Origin of the sequence: Pantoea sp. C8B4 (assembly GCF_051336905.1) — a bacterium.
Taxonomy (GTDB): domain Bacteria; phylum Pseudomonadota; class Gammaproteobacteria; order Enterobacterales; family Enterobacteriaceae; genus Pantoea; species Pantoea rwandensis_B.
Genome location: NZ_JBGMNK010000009.1, coordinates 119,389 through 134,784, shown reverse-complemented (window position 1 = coordinate 134,784; position 15,396 = coordinate 119,389). Strand labels below are relative to the sequence as shown.

Sequence of the window (15,396 nt, the reverse complement as noted above, 5' to 3'; positions counted from 1 at the left end):
TGGCTGTTCGTTCCTTTTTTTAATCCAGTATAGCCAAACGGCAGCAGAGTCAATGATCACCTTGAGCGGCCTTGTGGTGCGAACGGTGAGATTATAACCAGCCGGACACACATCCGCAGTACAATCTGGGCTAAACTGTGCGGCCCTGACAAGAATGATGAGTGAGTGACCAATGTTGAACGAAATTGCCCATCCGGCCAGCAGCCCAAAACAAGCCGCGCTGCAACTGGTGATTGAACTGGTGCGTGCAGGCAAACTCAGCCCAATGCAAGGCGATGCTTCAAACATGATTTCTATCTACGAGCAGTTCAAAGCCCATTTTGAGGCGGACAAACACAAAGACTCGGCCATTTCCTGATGCTTTTATCCTGAAAACAGCGCAAGAGATTGCGCTGTTTTTTTTATGCGTAGAACCAGGCGGGCAGAATCGCGATCAGGTTATTCAGCGTATGCAGGAAGATGGGAAGCGCGAGGCTATTGCTGCGCAGACGGGCGTAACACAGCAACAGTGAAAACAGCGTCAGGGCCACGATGGTTTCCCAGTGCACGTACTGCGTGTGCATCGCGGCGAACAGCAGCGAGGTGAGCAGCATGCAGGCGAAGCGACTCTTCGGCGCCCACAACAGAAACCCCTGTAACAGAAAACCGCGGAACAACACCTCTTCAAACACTGGCGCCAGCAGCACGGCGGTCAGCAGCAGGATCAACATCGAACTGCGACCCTGTTGGCTCTGGGCAATCAACCAGCCTTCCGGTTGCAGGAATTGCGTTTGCGCCACCATCAGTGCCACCAGCGCACCCACAAACAGCAACGCCTGGCCAGGGCGGAGATATCCCAGCGGAATGTCAGTGCGGCGTTGGCAGTAAAAACGATACAGCGGATAAATGACCGCGAATTCGAACAAGCAGAGCACAGGCACCAGTAAACCGTTATTACGCAGCGCCCCGTAGTTGGGAAACAGCGTAATCAGCATGGTCACGACGTAATACACCACAAAGCTCGCGGCATAGAACAGCGTCAGCGTCACTTTGTCGGATTGGGTGTCCATAATCAGCTCAATGGGCAGAGGAAAACGCATAGTAGCAATGGCGATCATTGCTGTCGAGATGGCCCCACACAGAATCGCACTGCTCAAAAATTCCGCCGCGAGGACTAAATCTGCGGCGGCCTGCGCCGATAACCGAAAAAACCATTACAGGACAGAGGCGTCTTGAACGCGCACCCTGTCTTCTCTTTTGCTGCCTCTGTTTTGCGAGCATATTGCATGAATTCTGAGTATCACCGGCACGCGACCTTGCCTGCCAGGGCTAATATGGAAGCGCACACCGTTCGGGTGACGCGACGCAGTTTGCGCACCTTGACGTCGCTGCTGTTTGGCGTGCTGCTGCTTTCAGTCGTGATGGTGCTGGTGATAGCCCACCGACAAAACAGTGATTCCATCCAGCAGGATGTCAACCTGATGCGCCAGGCCTGGCTACAGCAGCAGGAGAAGATGATCATTGATGTGCGTGATTATGCCAACTGGGGTGAAGGCTGGAAAAATTTGCACCTGACGGTGAACAAAGTCTGGGCGTGGGACGAAGAGAACTTTGGCCCAAGCCTGTACAAAGAGTATCACTACGATGGCGTGTTTGTGATCGATGGTGCGGGCAAAACGCGCTATGCGGTGGTGAATGGCAAATTGTCAGAAGCTTCGCTGGAGAGTTGGTTAGGCGGGCAAAGTGCACTGTTGCTGGCTGCCGCACGTCACCAGCCTGATGATGGCATCACGCGCAATGCGATAATCAACCAACAACCGGCATTGGTGGTGGCTGCGCCGATCACGCCAGGCAAAGTGCCCGATCTCCCTACTATCCCAGGCCCCGCTTCGGTGATGGTGTTCATCAACATCATGACGCCGGAAAAACTGCAGGCGCTTGGCAAGTCGCTCAATGTGGTTGCTCCGCGCATTGCCAATGGCCTAAACGATGCATTGTATGAGCCGCGGCTGGTCGAACCGGTGATTCAGGGCGAGCCGATGGTGTTGCGCTGGCAGGCTAAAAATCCCGGGTTCGGCGTGATCTGGCTGATGATGCCACTGCTCTTCTTCACGGTGCTGGCGGTCGCGCTCGTCACACGCCGGGTGGTTCGCCATGCATTGCACAATGCGGTGATCTCTGATCGTCGCTTTGAAATGCTGGCCATCAGCCAGCGTGAGCTGGCCAACAGTGAAGAGCGTTTTCGCGATCTGGCAGAAGCGGCCTCGGACTGGATTTGGGAAGTCGACGATCAGGGCCGTCTTTGCTATCTCTCCTCGCGCTTTGCGGCAGTCACCGGACACGATATCAAAAGCTGGATTGGACGCCCGCTGGATCAGCTCCTTAGCCATCCTAGCCATTCGCTGGTGGCCTGGCTGCTGCGTCAGGGCGATGAAATGCAGCATGTACCGCTGCGCTGCCAGTTTATGGCCGCCAATGGTGAGCGTCGTATCGGTGAACTGATGGCGAAAACCATTCGCCGCAACGGCTTGCGTACCGGCTTTCGCGGTGCAGTGTCTGATATCACTCATGAAGTAGATGCGGAAGCACGCATCCAGTTCCTGTCGCGCCACGATCTCCTCACTGGTCTCGCCAACCGCATGCAACTGCAGGAATTTCTGACCACGCATCTGGAACACGCCACGCAAGCGTCACCGCTGTTTGTCATCAGCTTCGATCTGGATCAGTTCAAACCGATCAACGATTCCTGGGGGCACGCGGTGGGCGATGTGGTGCTGAATGAGATCTCTCAGCGGCTGAAAAATCTGATCGGTCCCGATGAGCTGGCGGCACGGCTGGGCGGGGATGAGTTTATTCTGCTGCTGCGCGAAAGCTCGCGTGCCGGTCTGGAGTATCGTTGCCGTGCGCTGCAGCGCGCCGTCCATCAGCCCATTATCACCGGCTCGCACCAACTGAGCCTGACCGCCAGCATGGGTATTGTCAGCGCACCGCAGGATGCCAGCCAGCCGGAAGCCTTGCTGCGACTGGCGGACATTGCACTCGGTCAGGCACGCACGGCTGGACGCGATCGCTGGGTGTGGTACTCCAACGATATGGCCAACCATATTCAATCGAAACGCGATATGGTGCAGGCGATTGAAGAGGCGCTGCGCAACAACACGTTTTCACTGCACTATCAGCCGCGTTACCAGCTGCAAAGTGGACAGCTGGCTGGCGCGGAAGCGCTGATTCGCTGGCAAGTGGCTGAGGATCAATGGATTACCCCTGACCGCTTTATTCCGCTGGCGGAAGAGAATGGGCTGATCGCTGCCATCAGTGACTGGGTGCTCATGCGCGCCTGCCATGATGCCAGCGATTGGGGCGACCAGCGCTACGTATCCGTGAACATCTCTCCGGTGGAATTCCGTAATAGCGATCTGGTGGATCGTGTCGCACACGCGCTGGCGGTTAGCGGTTTACCGGCCACACGGCTGGAACTGGAGATCACTGAAAACGTGACCTTCGAGCATCCCGATCGTGCACTGGAAATCATGCAGGGGTTGCGTGCGCTGGGTGTGCGGCTGACGGTGGATGATTTTGGTACTGGCTATGCTGCTTTAGGCTATCTCAAAACCTTCCCGTTCAATGGTTTGAAAATCGATCGATCGTGGATGAAAGAGTTCCCGGAATCCAGGCAGGCACAATCAGTGGTGGCAGGGATTGTCGGATTGGCGCGGGCATTTGCACTCACCATCACGGCAGAAGGGATTGAAACCGAAGCGCAGCTCAATGAGCTTAAGGCGCTTTCTTGTGAAGAGGGACAGGGCTATTTTCTCGGCAAGCCAATGCCACTTGCGGCGTTTAAAGTGCGCTTGCAGGATGAAAAAGAAGCCGCTCAGTAAGTGCGGCTTCTCGGTTATGGCGGCGGTTTAGCCGCCCGTCTCATCAGGGCTTAACGCACCCGAACCGCAACCACGGTCATCAGGATGGCAAAGCCGATAAAAATGGCAAGTTCCATCATCGTCACCTCAGATAATTCTTAGATAATTGTAGTGACTCAGCGCGTGAATTTTAGACCGTGCGTGCGGTTAATCCTGGAAATTGAGAGGAAGATCGCGCGTTAGAACACAATTATTCGACTAATCCTCTGTCATTGTTTTCACAATAAGGGCTTGCTTTGTTACTCTCGGGAACGGTTCGTTTACTATCCAGGAGGAGAAACTTGTGACCCATTATGGAAAAGCGTTACTGGCTACGGCCTTTTTTGCCTTAACCGCCTGTCAGTCCGCCAGCAAACCGGACAGCACCGCTGCCGTCAGCCACGATCCCGAAGCCGATCAGTGTGGCGCATCGCAATATCAGAATTATATCGGCCAGCCACTGAGTAGCCTTGATACCCAACGCTTTGCGGTGCCAGTGCGCGCCATTCCGTGGAACGGTGCCGTCACCATGGACTTCAATCTGCGCCGCCTGAACTTTACCGCCGACCAAAGCGGTAAAATTTCGCGGGTTTACTGCGGGTAAATTCAAACGGACATCGCATTGTCATCGGGCTGTCATGGCGCCGGGCGAGGATAGCTGCGCATTACGGAGATTTCCTCGTCACTCTCGAATATGCAATGCTCGTCTTGTTTCTTCCCGCCTCGGCGGGAATTTTTTTATCTATTAATCCGTACTGGATTAATTGAGGAGCGACGATGAGACACACCGGTAAAATCCTGCTAATCACCCTGTTATTAAGCCCACTGGCGCACGCCTCGAGCGAAGCCGCTTGGCAGCAAAACACGCAAAGCCGGCAGCAAGCTTGTCTGAAAGCCAGCGGCCTGAAGGCGGTGAAAGTGGTGGGTAAACCGATTCAGTATGACGATAGCGTCGGTTACGATGCGGTACTGCTGGAAGGGCGTTATCCACAGAAGCACATGAAAAACCAGCTCGGGCATGAGCTGTGTCTGTATCATCGTGCGAGCGGTAAGGCGGTGGTCAGCGAAGCCGATCATCTGCGTGTCGTGAAGTAAAACGCGATGAGGCGCGCCTGTAAACGGCGGGTCTGGAAGCCGTTGAACGCTGTAGATGTCTTTAGAGCCCGCCTGCAAACGGCGCGTCTGGAAGTCGTTGAGCGCTGTAGATGTCTTTAGAGCCCGCCTGCAAACGGCGGGTCTGGAAGCCGCTGAACGCTACAGATGTCTTTAAGATCCACCGCAAACGGTGCGTCTGAAAGTCACTGAACGCTGATGTCTTAGGATCCGCCTGCACATAAGGTGATTTGGCAGGTGGCTGAATGACGGCACATTACGGCTTTTGTTGTCTGTCTTCCAGCAGCTGCGCCAGCAAATTACGGTAGCTTTGTAGCTGCTGCTCATCTCCTTCAAATTCCAGTTTGGCAATCACCCGCGCAATGATCGCTTTGCTGGTCGCGGGCTGACCATCATCCATCAATTCGCGCATGATCGCTGCCAGCAGATCGCTCTCGTGCGGCGCATGCCAGGCAGGACTGTTGAAGTAGTCGGTAATCGCCCGACTGGCGCTGTTAGGATGTGTTCTCATGGCTGACCTCCGCAGAGACAACGATGCTCACCGCCGTTTATTGGCAGCATTGGGAAATATGGGTTAAGCATGGGAACTGTCCAGAACGGGCAGCGCCTCGCCAGCGATGGCCGGTGATTTTTTAAACATAGATGCGGCGTCGAATATTGTCAGTAATGGATAGACATATTTTTTCACGTTTGCTCTCTGTCGCGATGCGCTTATCTTGCTGAGTTGTTTGTTTCAGCACATAAAGACACTACAAATCGTGCCCCTTACACTATTTGCTGTGAGCAGAATCACGCACGGCAGCGGAAAACTGCGTTTTTAACCCGATGCCATGTTTTGCCGTCCAGCGATGTTATGAGGTTGTTAGACTGAACCCTCATTTCATTTTTTCTGATGTACACGCCCATGCTACGCTCCATCGAGTCCTGGAAGGTCAATCTGATATCGGTCTGGTTTGGCTGCTTTTTCACTGGATTAGCCATCAGCCAGATTATTCCCTTCCTGCCGCTTTACGTTGAGGAACTCGGTATCCATGGCGCCAATGCACTGAGCGTCTGGTCGGGTCTCACCTTCAGTATCACCTTCATCGTCTCTGCTGCGGTGGCGCCGCTGTGGGGCAGTCTGGCTGACCGTAAAGGGCGCAAGCTGATGCTGTTACGCGCATCTTTTGGTATGGGTGCGGTGATTCTGCTGCAGGCTTTTGTGACCGAAGCATGGCAGCTGCTGCTGCTGCGTGCGCTCATGGGCCTGACATCCGGTTATATTCCTAATGCGATGGCGCTGGTGGCCGCTCAGGTTCCGCGTGAGCGCAGCGGCTGGGCATTGAGCTGTGTCTCCACCGGGCAAATTGGCGGCGTGATTCTGGGGCCGATGATCGGCGGGCTGCTGGCTGACTGGCTGGGACTGCGCATGGTGTTTATTGTCACGGCGGTGCTGTTGATGGTGAGCTTCCTTGTCACGTTGTTCCTGATCAAAGAGACCGGCTACACGCCAGTGAGCAAGCAGGACAAAATGAGCGGACGTGACGTGTTCCGCAGCCTCGACAATCCTCGTCTGATGATGTGTCTGTTCGTCACCACCATGGTGATCCAGATGTGTAACGGCTCGGTAAACCCGATCCTGACGCTGTTCGTGCGCGAGCTGGCACCCGATGCGCAGAATCTGGCCTTCCTCAGTGGTGTGATTGCTGCACTGCCGGGCGTTTCGGCGCTGATCTCCGCCCCTCGTTTGGGTAAGCTGGGCGATCGCATCGGCACGCAGCGCATTCTGATGGGCACCATGTTGTTTTCTCTGGTGTTGCTGATGGCGATGTCATTCGTTACCAGCGCCACCCAGTTAGGCGTGCTGCGTTTCCTGCTGGGCTTTGCCGATGGCGCGATGATGCCCGCAGTACAAACGCTGCTGGTACGCCACTCGCGCGATAATGTCACCGGACGCATCTTTGGTTACAACCAATCCTTTATGTATCTCGGCAATGTGGCCGGCCCGCTATTGGGTGCGGCGGTGTCTGCTGCGACCGGCTATCGCTGGGTCTTCTTCGCGACCGCCGTGGTGGTGCTGTTGAATGTCCTGCTTCTGCGCCGCTTCTATCGCCGCCCGAAAACCGAGCTGACTCCACCGCTGAGCCAGCAAGGTGAGGCGGCGAAGAATGCTACTGGCGCAGCGTCAGCGCGTAGTGCCACTGCTGCTGAGAAAGCAAAAACTCCGGGCTGACGCTGGGGCTCCATGAGTCGTCACCGCCCACGCCCATATGGAAGCCATCAAGGTGCAGCCAACAGCCTTCCTCTTCCCGTAACAGATGGCGATGCGAAGTATCCCGCAACTGTTCCAGGCTGTAGCGGCTGAGCGAGAAAGCAAAATCGCCGCTCGCCTGCCAGCTGCCGGTATCAAGCTGGCGCGTGCCGCAGCGCAATCCGTTCTCACCCGGGAACACATAGGCGGTACTCAGCGCAGCCAGCGGCTGCTGCCAGTGCGAAAACTGCGCCGCCAGTTGACGATCCGGATAGTTTTCGTGCGGCCCCAGGCCGAGCCAGCACACGTTCTGCGGTGCGTTCCTCAACTGACAACGCAACCCGATGCGCGCGGGAGCAGGCAAGCCCGGCGCCTGTTGCACCTCGACACTGATGCCCAACTCACCGTTGCCACCGATCTGATAACGCTTGTGGCTGGTAAAGATCACCTGCCCATTGGCCTGCCACTGATGCCAGGTTTCAATCAGCACGCTGTGTTTCAGACTATCGACCTGCATATCCAGCAGCACCGCTTCCAGCTGGTTATAGCCCGCGTGTTTCCAGCGTTCCACCCAGGCATTGGGATCGACATTGGCGGCTTCACTGGTGCCGATATCGTTATCAATCGGCGCGCGTACGAAGCACTCCTGCAATGGCGTCAGCATCGTCTCTTCATCGTTAACAAACCACTGCACCAATTCCCCACTGCGGCGCGAGAAGTGCCAGCGCTGTTGCGGCAATTGCACAGCAACCAGATCGTGATTGGCAATCAGTTCAGGCGCGGTTGGCATGGCATCAATCACCCGTGGCATTAACGCAGCGGGCAGCGGCCATTGATCCCAGGCCACACAGGCATCGGCTTCCGACCATGCGGTGGCCGCGATCTGATGCACCGCCAGATTCAGCCACGCATTACCCTGTAAATGTTCAGCAGCAGGGATATCAATCACCTGGCTGCCCTGCGCGGCAAGATGCAGCGGCAGTTCGCCCCGCGCGAGTGATACGCCATCCTGTTCGATCGACCAGCGCAGCACTTCATTATCGCTGCTGCGGAACAGATACTCGCTGGAGAGGGTGAAACGCCAGGCGTTATTGGCATCGCGCTGGAACTGGAAGAACTGCTGTGCACGCTGTGCTTCAAACAGAGCAGGATGCGGCGTGCGATCGGCAAACACCAGGCCGTTCATGCAAAACTGGCGGTCGTTAGGAGTATCACCAAAATCGCCGCCGTAGGCTTGCCATGGCTGGTCTTGCTCGTCATAACGCGTCAGGCTTTGATCGACCCAATCCCAGACAAAGCCGCCCTGCAGGCGCGGGAACTGGCGGAAAGCCTGCCAGTATTTGGCGAAGCCTCCGAAGCTATTGCCCATGGCATGCGCATACTCGCACAAGATTAACGGACGCGTTTCACCCGGCAGGCCAATCCATTTTTTCAGCGACCATTTCGGCACGGCTGGGAAGGGCTGATCCTGATCGACGCGCGCATACATTGGGCAGACAATGTCGGTGGCGGCGGTATTGGCACCTCCGCCTTCGTATTGCACCGGACGCGTCGGGTCGCTGCTTTTCACCCACTGATAGAGTGCATCGTGCGTACTGCCGTGGCCGGACTCATTGCCCAGTGACCAGATGATGATGCAGGCGTGGTTGCGATCGCGCTGTACCATGCGTGTCACACGTTCGCTGTAAGCGGCGAACCAGCGTGGATCGGCCGATAAACGGTTCATTGGCTGCATGCCGTGGGTTTCAATATTGGCCTCATCGACGACATATAAGCCATATTCATCGCACAGGCGATACCACAGCGGATGGTTGGGATAATGCGCACAGCGAACGGCGTTGAAGTTGTGACGCTTCATCAATTCAATATCGCGCCGCATGCTGGCTTCATCCACCACCTGGCCATTTTCCGGATGGTGTTCATGACGATTCACACCGCGAATCAGCAGCGCTTTACCGTTAACGCACAGCTGGCCGTTTTCAATGCTGACGCGCCGGAAGCCCACATCGTACGCTTCCGCTTCAATCACCTGGCCGTTGTCATCCAGCAGTGTCACCACGGCACGATAAAGGTGGGGCGTTTCCGCGCTCCACAGCAGCGGATTTTTTATCGGCAGCACCAGCAGCGCACGCTCTGGGTAATGTCCACGCTCGTCAATGACCGCACTGCCCGGTGCTTGTTCTTCGCTACCGATGCAGGTTTCGTCTTGCCACAGGCTCACACGCAGACGGCACTGATTTAGCGGCCGTTCACCAGCGTTAATTTTGACACTCACGCGCAGATCGCCACGGATATATTCCGGGCTCAGCGCCGTTTCGATTTGCACGTCAGCCAGTTGAGTTGATGGCTTATGGAGCAGGGTGACGTCGCGGAAAATCCCGCTCATGCGCCACATATCCTGATCTTCTAAATAGCTGCCATCGCTCCAGCGCAACACCATCACTGCCAGTCGGTTCTGGCCGCGCTGCAATGACTGACTCAGATCAAACTCGGCCGGCAGGCGGCTGTCCTGGGAATAGCCTATCCACTGCCCGTTGCACCACAAGAAGAAGGCGGAGTTGACACCATCAAACACAATGCGCGTTTGTCCTTGCGTCAGCCAACTGTCATTAACATTGAATGTGAGCGAATAACATCCGGTGGGGTTCTCTTTAGGTACCCAAGGCGGATTGACGGGGATGGGATACTGCACATTGGTGTAGATTGGCGCATCGAAGCCATGCAGTTGCCAGTTAGCGGGTACGGGAAGTGCGTGCGCGCCAGGCAGATCCTGCAGTAACCAACTTTGCGGCACCGCTTCGGGTTGAGGGAAATAGCTGAAAGTCCACTGACCGTTTAATAACTGGCGCGAAGGCGAGGGGGCGTCATCACGTGCACTGACTTCATCGCGCCAGCTGGAAAACGGCGGATGAGCATCCAGACGATTCAGGCTGGTGATCACCGGATTTTCCCAGTCGCGACGCGCCAGGATATCACTGAGAGAATGAGTGGGCAGGGTCATGGTAAGATCTCATTGATTGTAATGCGCTCACATTGCGTCATTTCGCGCGGCGTGTAAAGTGATCGACCGCCCGCAATGGTTGAAATTTTCGTCAATATGATGATGCCTCTGTGGTTTTTTCGCGGGCGTAGTGCCAGTAATTTGTTAAGCATGGTGAGCAGAGATGAATAGCGCCGGGTTGCAGAGAATTCTGTATTGTCGCGCCCGTTGCCGCCTCATACACTCAGCCCGATTTCACCATTCTGAGGTAATTATGGTCCGTATTATTAAACTCGCTGCCGTTGTGGCATTGGTGACCGCGTTGAGCGGTTGTATCTTCCCACCGCCGGGTGGCGGAGGCGGTTGGGGTGGTCCTGGCGGCGGTGGCGGTCCAGGTCGTGGCTTTATGGGACCCCATTAATTAGCGCCAGACGGTAATGCATGACGACGCGCGAAACGTTTCGAAAAAGCCCTATCTATGAAGTGAAACGTTTCGCCGTTACATATTGAAATTCCGTTTCTTTTTTAACGCTGCGCTTATTCTAAATTTTGGGCAAACTGCCAGAAACCCCTGTTGTTTTCGCTCCCTCAGTGCTAACGTCTGTTTTCCATCTCTTATTGAGCCCGTCGCATGAAAAACCTGATTGCGGAACTCCTGCTAAAACTGGCTGAGAAAGAAGAAGAGTCCAAAGAATTAGTGGTCCAGGTTGAGGCATTAGAAATTGTGCTGACGGCCATGCTGCGTAAACTGGAACCTGAACAATTCAACGAGATTGCGGCCGGTATCGCCACCGCGATGCCTCCACTTGCCCCTGCGGCAGAAACCCCTGATACCACTCTGCTGCGTAACTACGTTGAAAAGCTGCTGAATCATCCCCGCGTGTAAGCGTCACGTCACGCTGAAGAACCGATTTTGCTGTTAGCGTGCTCGCAGCAAGCTCTGGACGAGAGAATATATTTTTTTCTGCATTGCTTATTTCCTGCCATGATTAAGAGGCAATAATTCTATGGAGATTCCGGCAATGAAATCGTGTCTTTTGGCAATGATAGCAGCAGGCCTGCTGTTGGCGGGCAGTGCGGGGGCAGCAGAGAAAACCGCCCAACAAAATAAAATGACCATGTGTAACCAACACGCTTCCTCACAGGATTTAAAAGGGGACGCGCGTAAATCCTTCATGAGCGACTGTCTAAAAAAAGACAGCAAGATGGGCAGCATGACGCCGCAGCAAATGAAGATGAAAACCTGTAATACCGACGCGGCTGATAAAAAACTCAGCGGCGATGCGCGTAAGACCTTTATGAGTTCCTGCCTGAAAAAAGCCTAATCGAATGACCCCCTGATTTAAGGGTTCATACTTGGTATGGGCCCTTTTTATTGCACCTCTCTTTCTGATCAGAAGAAAAAGTAATAGCCGGAGCGTCATCACATTTTAAGTGCGGCAAAGGTGGCAGGATTTATTAATCCTAAATAAGGACTAATTAAAAAATAACCTATTCTTCCCCTCGAGGCCGGTTCCTTCGTCGGGCAGCTTTGACCTGTGGAGACTCTTATGAATGTGCTTGATTATGCGGTAATGGCGCTCTATGCGTTGATGATAGTGGCCATTACGCTCTGGGCGATGCGTAAAGTAGGCAGCACGCGTGATTTCTTCGCGGCAGGTGGAAAAATGCCCTGGTGGCTATCCGGCGTCTCGCATCATATGTCCGGCTACAGTGCGGCCGTGTTCGTGGCCTATGCCGCAGTGGCTTACAACATGGGCATCACCATCTATTTCTGGTGGGCGTTTCCCATCTCGATTGCGGTATTAATCGGATCGCGCCTCTTTGCGCCACGCTGGGCCCGGCTGCGGATTCATATGAATATCGAATCGCCGATGGAGTACCTCGCTACGCGTTACAACCTGCCAACGCAGATGGTGCTGGCGTGGAGTGGGGTGCTGCTGAAAACCTTCGACGTCGGCGCTAAATGGGCCGCCATCGCCGTGATCATCAACGTCTTTACCGGATTAGATCCGTTGATAGGCATTTGCATCTCCGGTGCGCTGAGCCTGTTCTATACGGTGATGGGCGGTTTATGGGCCGATGCCTGTAATGACTTCGGCCAGTTTGTGGTGCAGTTTGTCGCCGCGATTGTCATGGTGGTGGCTGTGGCGATGCATCTTGGTGGTTTCGGCGAGCTGTTTACCATCTGGCAGCACTTGCCCGCGACGCACACCGACATCGTCCAGGAGCCGTACACACTCGGCTTTATTCTGGCTTACTTTGTGATTTACACCCTGAGCTACAACGGTGGTACCTGGAATCTGGCACAGCGCTTTATCGCCGCACCGGCGGGCCGCGATGCACGTAAAGCCGCGTTGCTCTCAGCCGCACTCTACCTGATCTGGCCGCTGATTCTGTTCTGGCCGATGTGGGCTGCACCGCTGCTGTTTCCTCATCTCAGCGATCCCTCACGTTCTTACTCTGTGATGGCCATGGAACTGCTGCCGAATGGGTTAATCGGATTAGTGCTGGTGGCAATGTTCACTCACACGTTATCGATGACCTCATCAGATGCCAATGCCATCACGGCAGTGGTGACGCGTGACATTCTTCCCGGCATGCTGCCGCGCCGTTTTCAGCGTGGTAAAAGCTCGCTGTTAGTGGCGCGTCTGACGGCTTTTCTCTTCATCATCACCACGTTGATTATCGCCATGAATGCCAGCCGTTTCGGCGGTGTGCTGTCTCTGCTGATTATCTGGTTCGGCGGATTGGTGGGGCCCATTTCGATTCCGATGCTTTTAGGCTTACTGCCCGCATTTCGCCGTAGCGGCAGTGCCGCCGCGCTGGTGAGTTGGGCGGTAGGCGTGGGCACCTTTTTCTGCGTGAAGTTTATCTTCACCGATGTCAGCACCGCCACTCAGGTGGCCGCACCCGTCATGTCATCACTGGTGCTGTTTGTGGTGATGGGATGGCTGCGTCGTGCGCCGGTCCGTCCGGAAGTTGACGCGCTGCTCACAGCACTCAATCAGGATCAGAATACGACTGCCAGTTCGCGCTGGCCGCAGAGTCACAACGCTTCTCAGGAGGGATTGGAATGACGCTTTTACAACAGGGAAAGCGCGACCGCTTATGGGTCAAACGCTTCGCCCATCGTGATGCATTAGGCGCCGCGGCGGCACAGGATTGCATCGCACATCTGCAGCAATTACTGCAACAGCAGGCGGTGGTGCGGATGGTATTTGCTGCCGCGCCTTCACAACGTGAGTTTCTCGCTGCACTGGCGGCCGCACCCCATCTCGACTGGCAGCGCATTCACGCGTTTCACATGGATGAATACATTGGGCTGAATGAGGGGGCGCCGCAGCGATTCAGTCATTTTCTGCGTGAGCATCTGTTTGACCAGGTTCAACCCGGCGAAGTGCATCTCATCCCTTCGAGTGGCGATCCGGCGGAAATTTGTCGCGCCTATGCGCACAAACTGGAGGCGGCGGCGATCGATGTGGTCTGTCTGGGCATTGGTGAAAATGGCCATCTGGCCTTTAACGATCCGCCGGTGGCGGATTTCAGCGATCCGCTTAGCGTCAAGACAGTGCAACTGGATCTCGCCTGCCGTCAGCAGCAGGTCAACGACGGCTGTTTCACCACACTCGAGCAGGTGCCAACGCACGCGGTGACCCTGACGATTCCCGCATTGATGCGTGGCACCCGGCTTTTCTGCATGGTGCCGGGCGCGACCAAACGCGCAGCAGTGCAGGCCACACTGCAGGATGCGATTTCCACGGCTTGCCCGGCAACGCAATTGCGCCAGCATCCCAATTGCACATTGTATATCGACGCGGATGCCTGCGCGGAGGTGGTCTTTGACTGAAACCCTGTTACGCGGTCTTGATTACCGCACGCTGGAGCCGATAGAGCTTTATCTGCGTGAAGGCACGTTGGCAGAGGTGCGATCGCTGTCAGAGCCCGACAACGATCTGATTCTGGCGCCGGGTCTGGTGGATCTGCAAGTGAATGGCTATCAGGGGGTAGATTTTAATCACTTTCCTTTTAGCGAACAGGATGTGCTGCATGCCACGCGCGCCTTGTGGCAGCAAGGCGTCACCAGCTTTATGCCAACGGTGATCACCGCACAAGCAGATGAGATCACGCAAGCGCTACAGCGATTGGCTAGCGCCAGTGAGCACTATTCTGACGTTGCGCTGGCGGTACCAGGATTTCATCTGGAAGGGCCGTTTTTGTCACCGGAAGATGGGCCGCGTGGTGCGCATCCACGCGAGGCGATCTGTGCGCCGGATATCGCCTTGTTTGATTGCTGGCAACGAGCCGCTCAGCAGGGCATTCGTTTACTGACGCTCTCGCCGGAATGGCCGCAAAGCCGCGAGCTCATTCAGCATTGCGTGACACAGCAGGTGCGGGTCGCGATAGGGCACACTTCAGCCTCTGCCGCGCAGATTCATGATGCGGTGCTGGCAGGTGCCTCGCTCTCTACCCATCTGGGCAATGGCGCGCATCTGCAACTGCCGCGCCATCCCAATTACATCTGGCAGCAGCTCGCAGAAGATGCGCTGGCGGCCACGCTGATTGCCGATGGTGACCATTTACCCGCCGAGGTGTTGAAAGTCTTTTTACGGGCGAAAGGCGAGCAGGCTTTACTGGTCAGTGATGTGACCTGTTTCGCTGGGCAGCCGCCGGGCATCTACGATTCGGCGATAGGCGGACGCGTACAGTTGAGTGCAGAAGGGCGGCTAAGTATGGCCGATGCACCACAGCTGCTGGCCGGGTCGGCGCGTGGTCTGCTGGATGGCGTCAATTTTCTGCTGCGGCAAAAATTAGCCTCTTTGCAGCAGGCGATTGAGATGGCATCGATTCGACCGGCGCAGCAGTTAGCTTTGCCTCAGCAGCATGGATTGTCACCCGGCGCGCCAGCGGATGTGCTGGTGCTGAAACCTCAGCCAGATAACAGCGTGGCGTTAGTGGCGTGCATCAAACAGGGCAAAAAGGTGTGGCAAGCCGCTTCAGCCTGAAGCGCAATGTTAATTTCCTCGCTAACGGCGCGATAAGTCATGGCTTATCCGCCGTTACGCTTTGTTTCTCCAGCGAATTCCTTCGCTTTGCCAGGTTTGCTGTTTGTAGGGATTTTATGTCGTGAATCCAATAAAAATGCAGGGAGCTGATCGTGGGCTATCAATCTGTCGTGGAAATCAAATCACTGG

At 55.5% G+C, this 15,396-nt stretch carries 14 protein-coding genes; 11 read left to right on the top strand and 3 right to left on the bottom strand.

Features of this window, described 5'->3' with window-relative positions:
• The first annotated feature begins 172 nt into the window (after positions 1 to 172).
• Positions 173 to 358: a hypothetical protein gene (locus ACCW76_RS13220; RefSeq protein WP_034830477.1), complete on the top strand. Its 186-nt coding sequence runs from the start codon at positions 173 to 175 to the stop codon at positions 356 to 358.
• A gap of 43 nt (positions 359 to 401) precedes the next feature.
• On the opposite strand, the gene ACCW76_RS13215 is transcribed toward ACCW76_RS13220, so the two are convergent.
• Complete coding sequence (locus ACCW76_RS13215; protein WP_034830547.1) at positions 402 to 1,049, bottom strand: CPBP family intramembrane glutamic endopeptidase; 648 nt, start codon at positions 1,047 to 1,049, stop codon at positions 402 to 404.
• 216 nt (positions 1,050 to 1,265) lie between these two features.
• On the opposite strand from ACCW76_RS13215, the gene ACCW76_RS13210 reads away from it, so the two are divergent.
• The 3 genes from ACCW76_RS13210 to ACCW76_RS13200 all read left to right on the top strand — a co-directional run bounded on the left by ACCW76_RS13210 (position 1,266) and on the right by ACCW76_RS13200 (position 4,973).
• Complete coding sequence (locus ACCW76_RS13210) at positions 1,266 to 3,860, top strand: bifunctional diguanylate cyclase/phosphodiesterase (RefSeq protein ID WP_436338741.1); 2,595 nt, start codon at positions 1,266 to 1,268, stop codon at positions 3,858 to 3,860.
• A 322-nt stretch (positions 3,861 to 4,182) separates the two neighbouring features.
• Positions 4,183 to 4,482: an I78 family peptidase inhibitor gene (locus tag ACCW76_RS13205; RefSeq protein ID WP_436338740.1), complete on the top strand. Its 300-nt coding sequence runs from the start codon at positions 4,183 to 4,185 to the stop codon at positions 4,480 to 4,482.
• A 173-nt stretch (positions 4,483 to 4,655) separates the two neighbouring features.
• The gene (locus ACCW76_RS13200) at positions 4,656 to 4,973 is read left to right on the top strand and encodes a hypothetical protein (protein WP_436338739.1); all 318 of its coding nucleotides are present in this window, start codon (positions 4,656 to 4,658) and stop codon (positions 4,971 to 4,973) included.
• Between the two features lie 274 nt (positions 4,974 to 5,247).
• Here ACCW76_RS13200 and ACCW76_RS13195 read toward each other — a convergent pair whose 3' ends face one another.
• Positions 5,248 to 5,502 (bottom strand): biofilm development regulator YmgB/AriR family protein, encoded by a 255-nt coding sequence (locus tag ACCW76_RS13195; protein ID WP_038648702.1) that lies wholly within the window; start codon positions 5,500 to 5,502, stop codon positions 5,248 to 5,250.
• A gap of 393 nt (positions 5,503 to 5,895) precedes the next feature.
• Between ACCW76_RS13195 and ACCW76_RS13190 the strand changes: the two genes are divergently transcribed.
• Complete coding sequence (locus tag ACCW76_RS13190; protein WP_436338738.1) at positions 5,896 to 7,203, top strand: multidrug efflux MFS transporter; 1,308 nt, start codon at positions 5,896 to 5,898, stop codon at positions 7,201 to 7,203.
• Here ACCW76_RS13190 and ACCW76_RS13185 read toward each other — a convergent pair.
• Positions 7,142 to 10,222, bottom strand: coding sequence for a beta-galactosidase (locus tag ACCW76_RS13185; protein ID WP_436338737.1), 3,081 nt, complete (start codon positions 10,220 to 10,222; stop codon positions 7,142 to 7,144). The two genes, ACCW76_RS13190 and ACCW76_RS13185, sit on opposite strands and share 62 nt — an antisense overlap.
• Positions 10,223 to 10,475: 253 nt before the next feature.
• Here ACCW76_RS13185 and ACCW76_RS13180 point away from each other — a divergent pair, with 253 nt between their 5' ends.
• From ACCW76_RS13180 to ACCW76_RS13155, 6 genes are all read left to right on the top strand, one after another.
• The gene (locus ACCW76_RS13180; protein WP_166933682.1) at positions 10,476 to 10,622 is read left to right on the top strand and encodes a hypothetical protein; all 147 of its coding nucleotides are present in this window, start codon (positions 10,476 to 10,478) and stop codon (positions 10,620 to 10,622) included.
• Positions 10,623 to 10,832: 210 nt separating this feature from the next.
• Entirely contained in the window at positions 10,833 to 11,087 is a 255-nt protein-coding gene (gene iraP / locus ACCW76_RS13175; RefSeq protein WP_038648694.1) for an anti-adapter protein IraP, read from the top strand.
• Positions 11,088 to 11,223: 136 nt separating this feature from the next.
• Positions 11,224 to 11,526: a PsiF family protein gene (locus ACCW76_RS13170; RefSeq protein WP_038650257.1), complete on the top strand. Its 303-nt coding sequence runs from the start codon at positions 11,224 to 11,226 to the stop codon at positions 11,524 to 11,526.
• Between the two features lie 225 nt (positions 11,527 to 11,751).
• The gene (locus ACCW76_RS13165; RefSeq protein ID WP_436338736.1) at positions 11,752 to 13,281 is read left to right on the top strand and encodes a sodium:solute symporter family protein; all 1,530 of its coding nucleotides are present in this window, start codon (positions 11,752 to 11,754) and stop codon (positions 13,279 to 13,281) included.
• Positions 13,278 to 14,051, top strand: coding sequence for a 6-phosphogluconolactonase (locus ACCW76_RS13160; RefSeq protein WP_436338735.1), 774 nt, complete (start codon positions 13,278 to 13,280; stop codon positions 14,049 to 14,051). The genes ACCW76_RS13165 and ACCW76_RS13160 overlap by 4 nt, the downstream gene beginning before the upstream one ends.
• Entirely contained in the window at positions 14,044 to 15,207 is a 1,164-nt protein-coding gene (locus ACCW76_RS13155; RefSeq protein ID WP_436338734.1) for an N-acetylglucosamine-6-phosphate deacetylase, read from the top strand. The genes ACCW76_RS13160 and ACCW76_RS13155 overlap by 8 nt, the downstream gene beginning before the upstream one ends.
• Positions 15,208 to 15,396 lie beyond the last annotated feature (189 nt).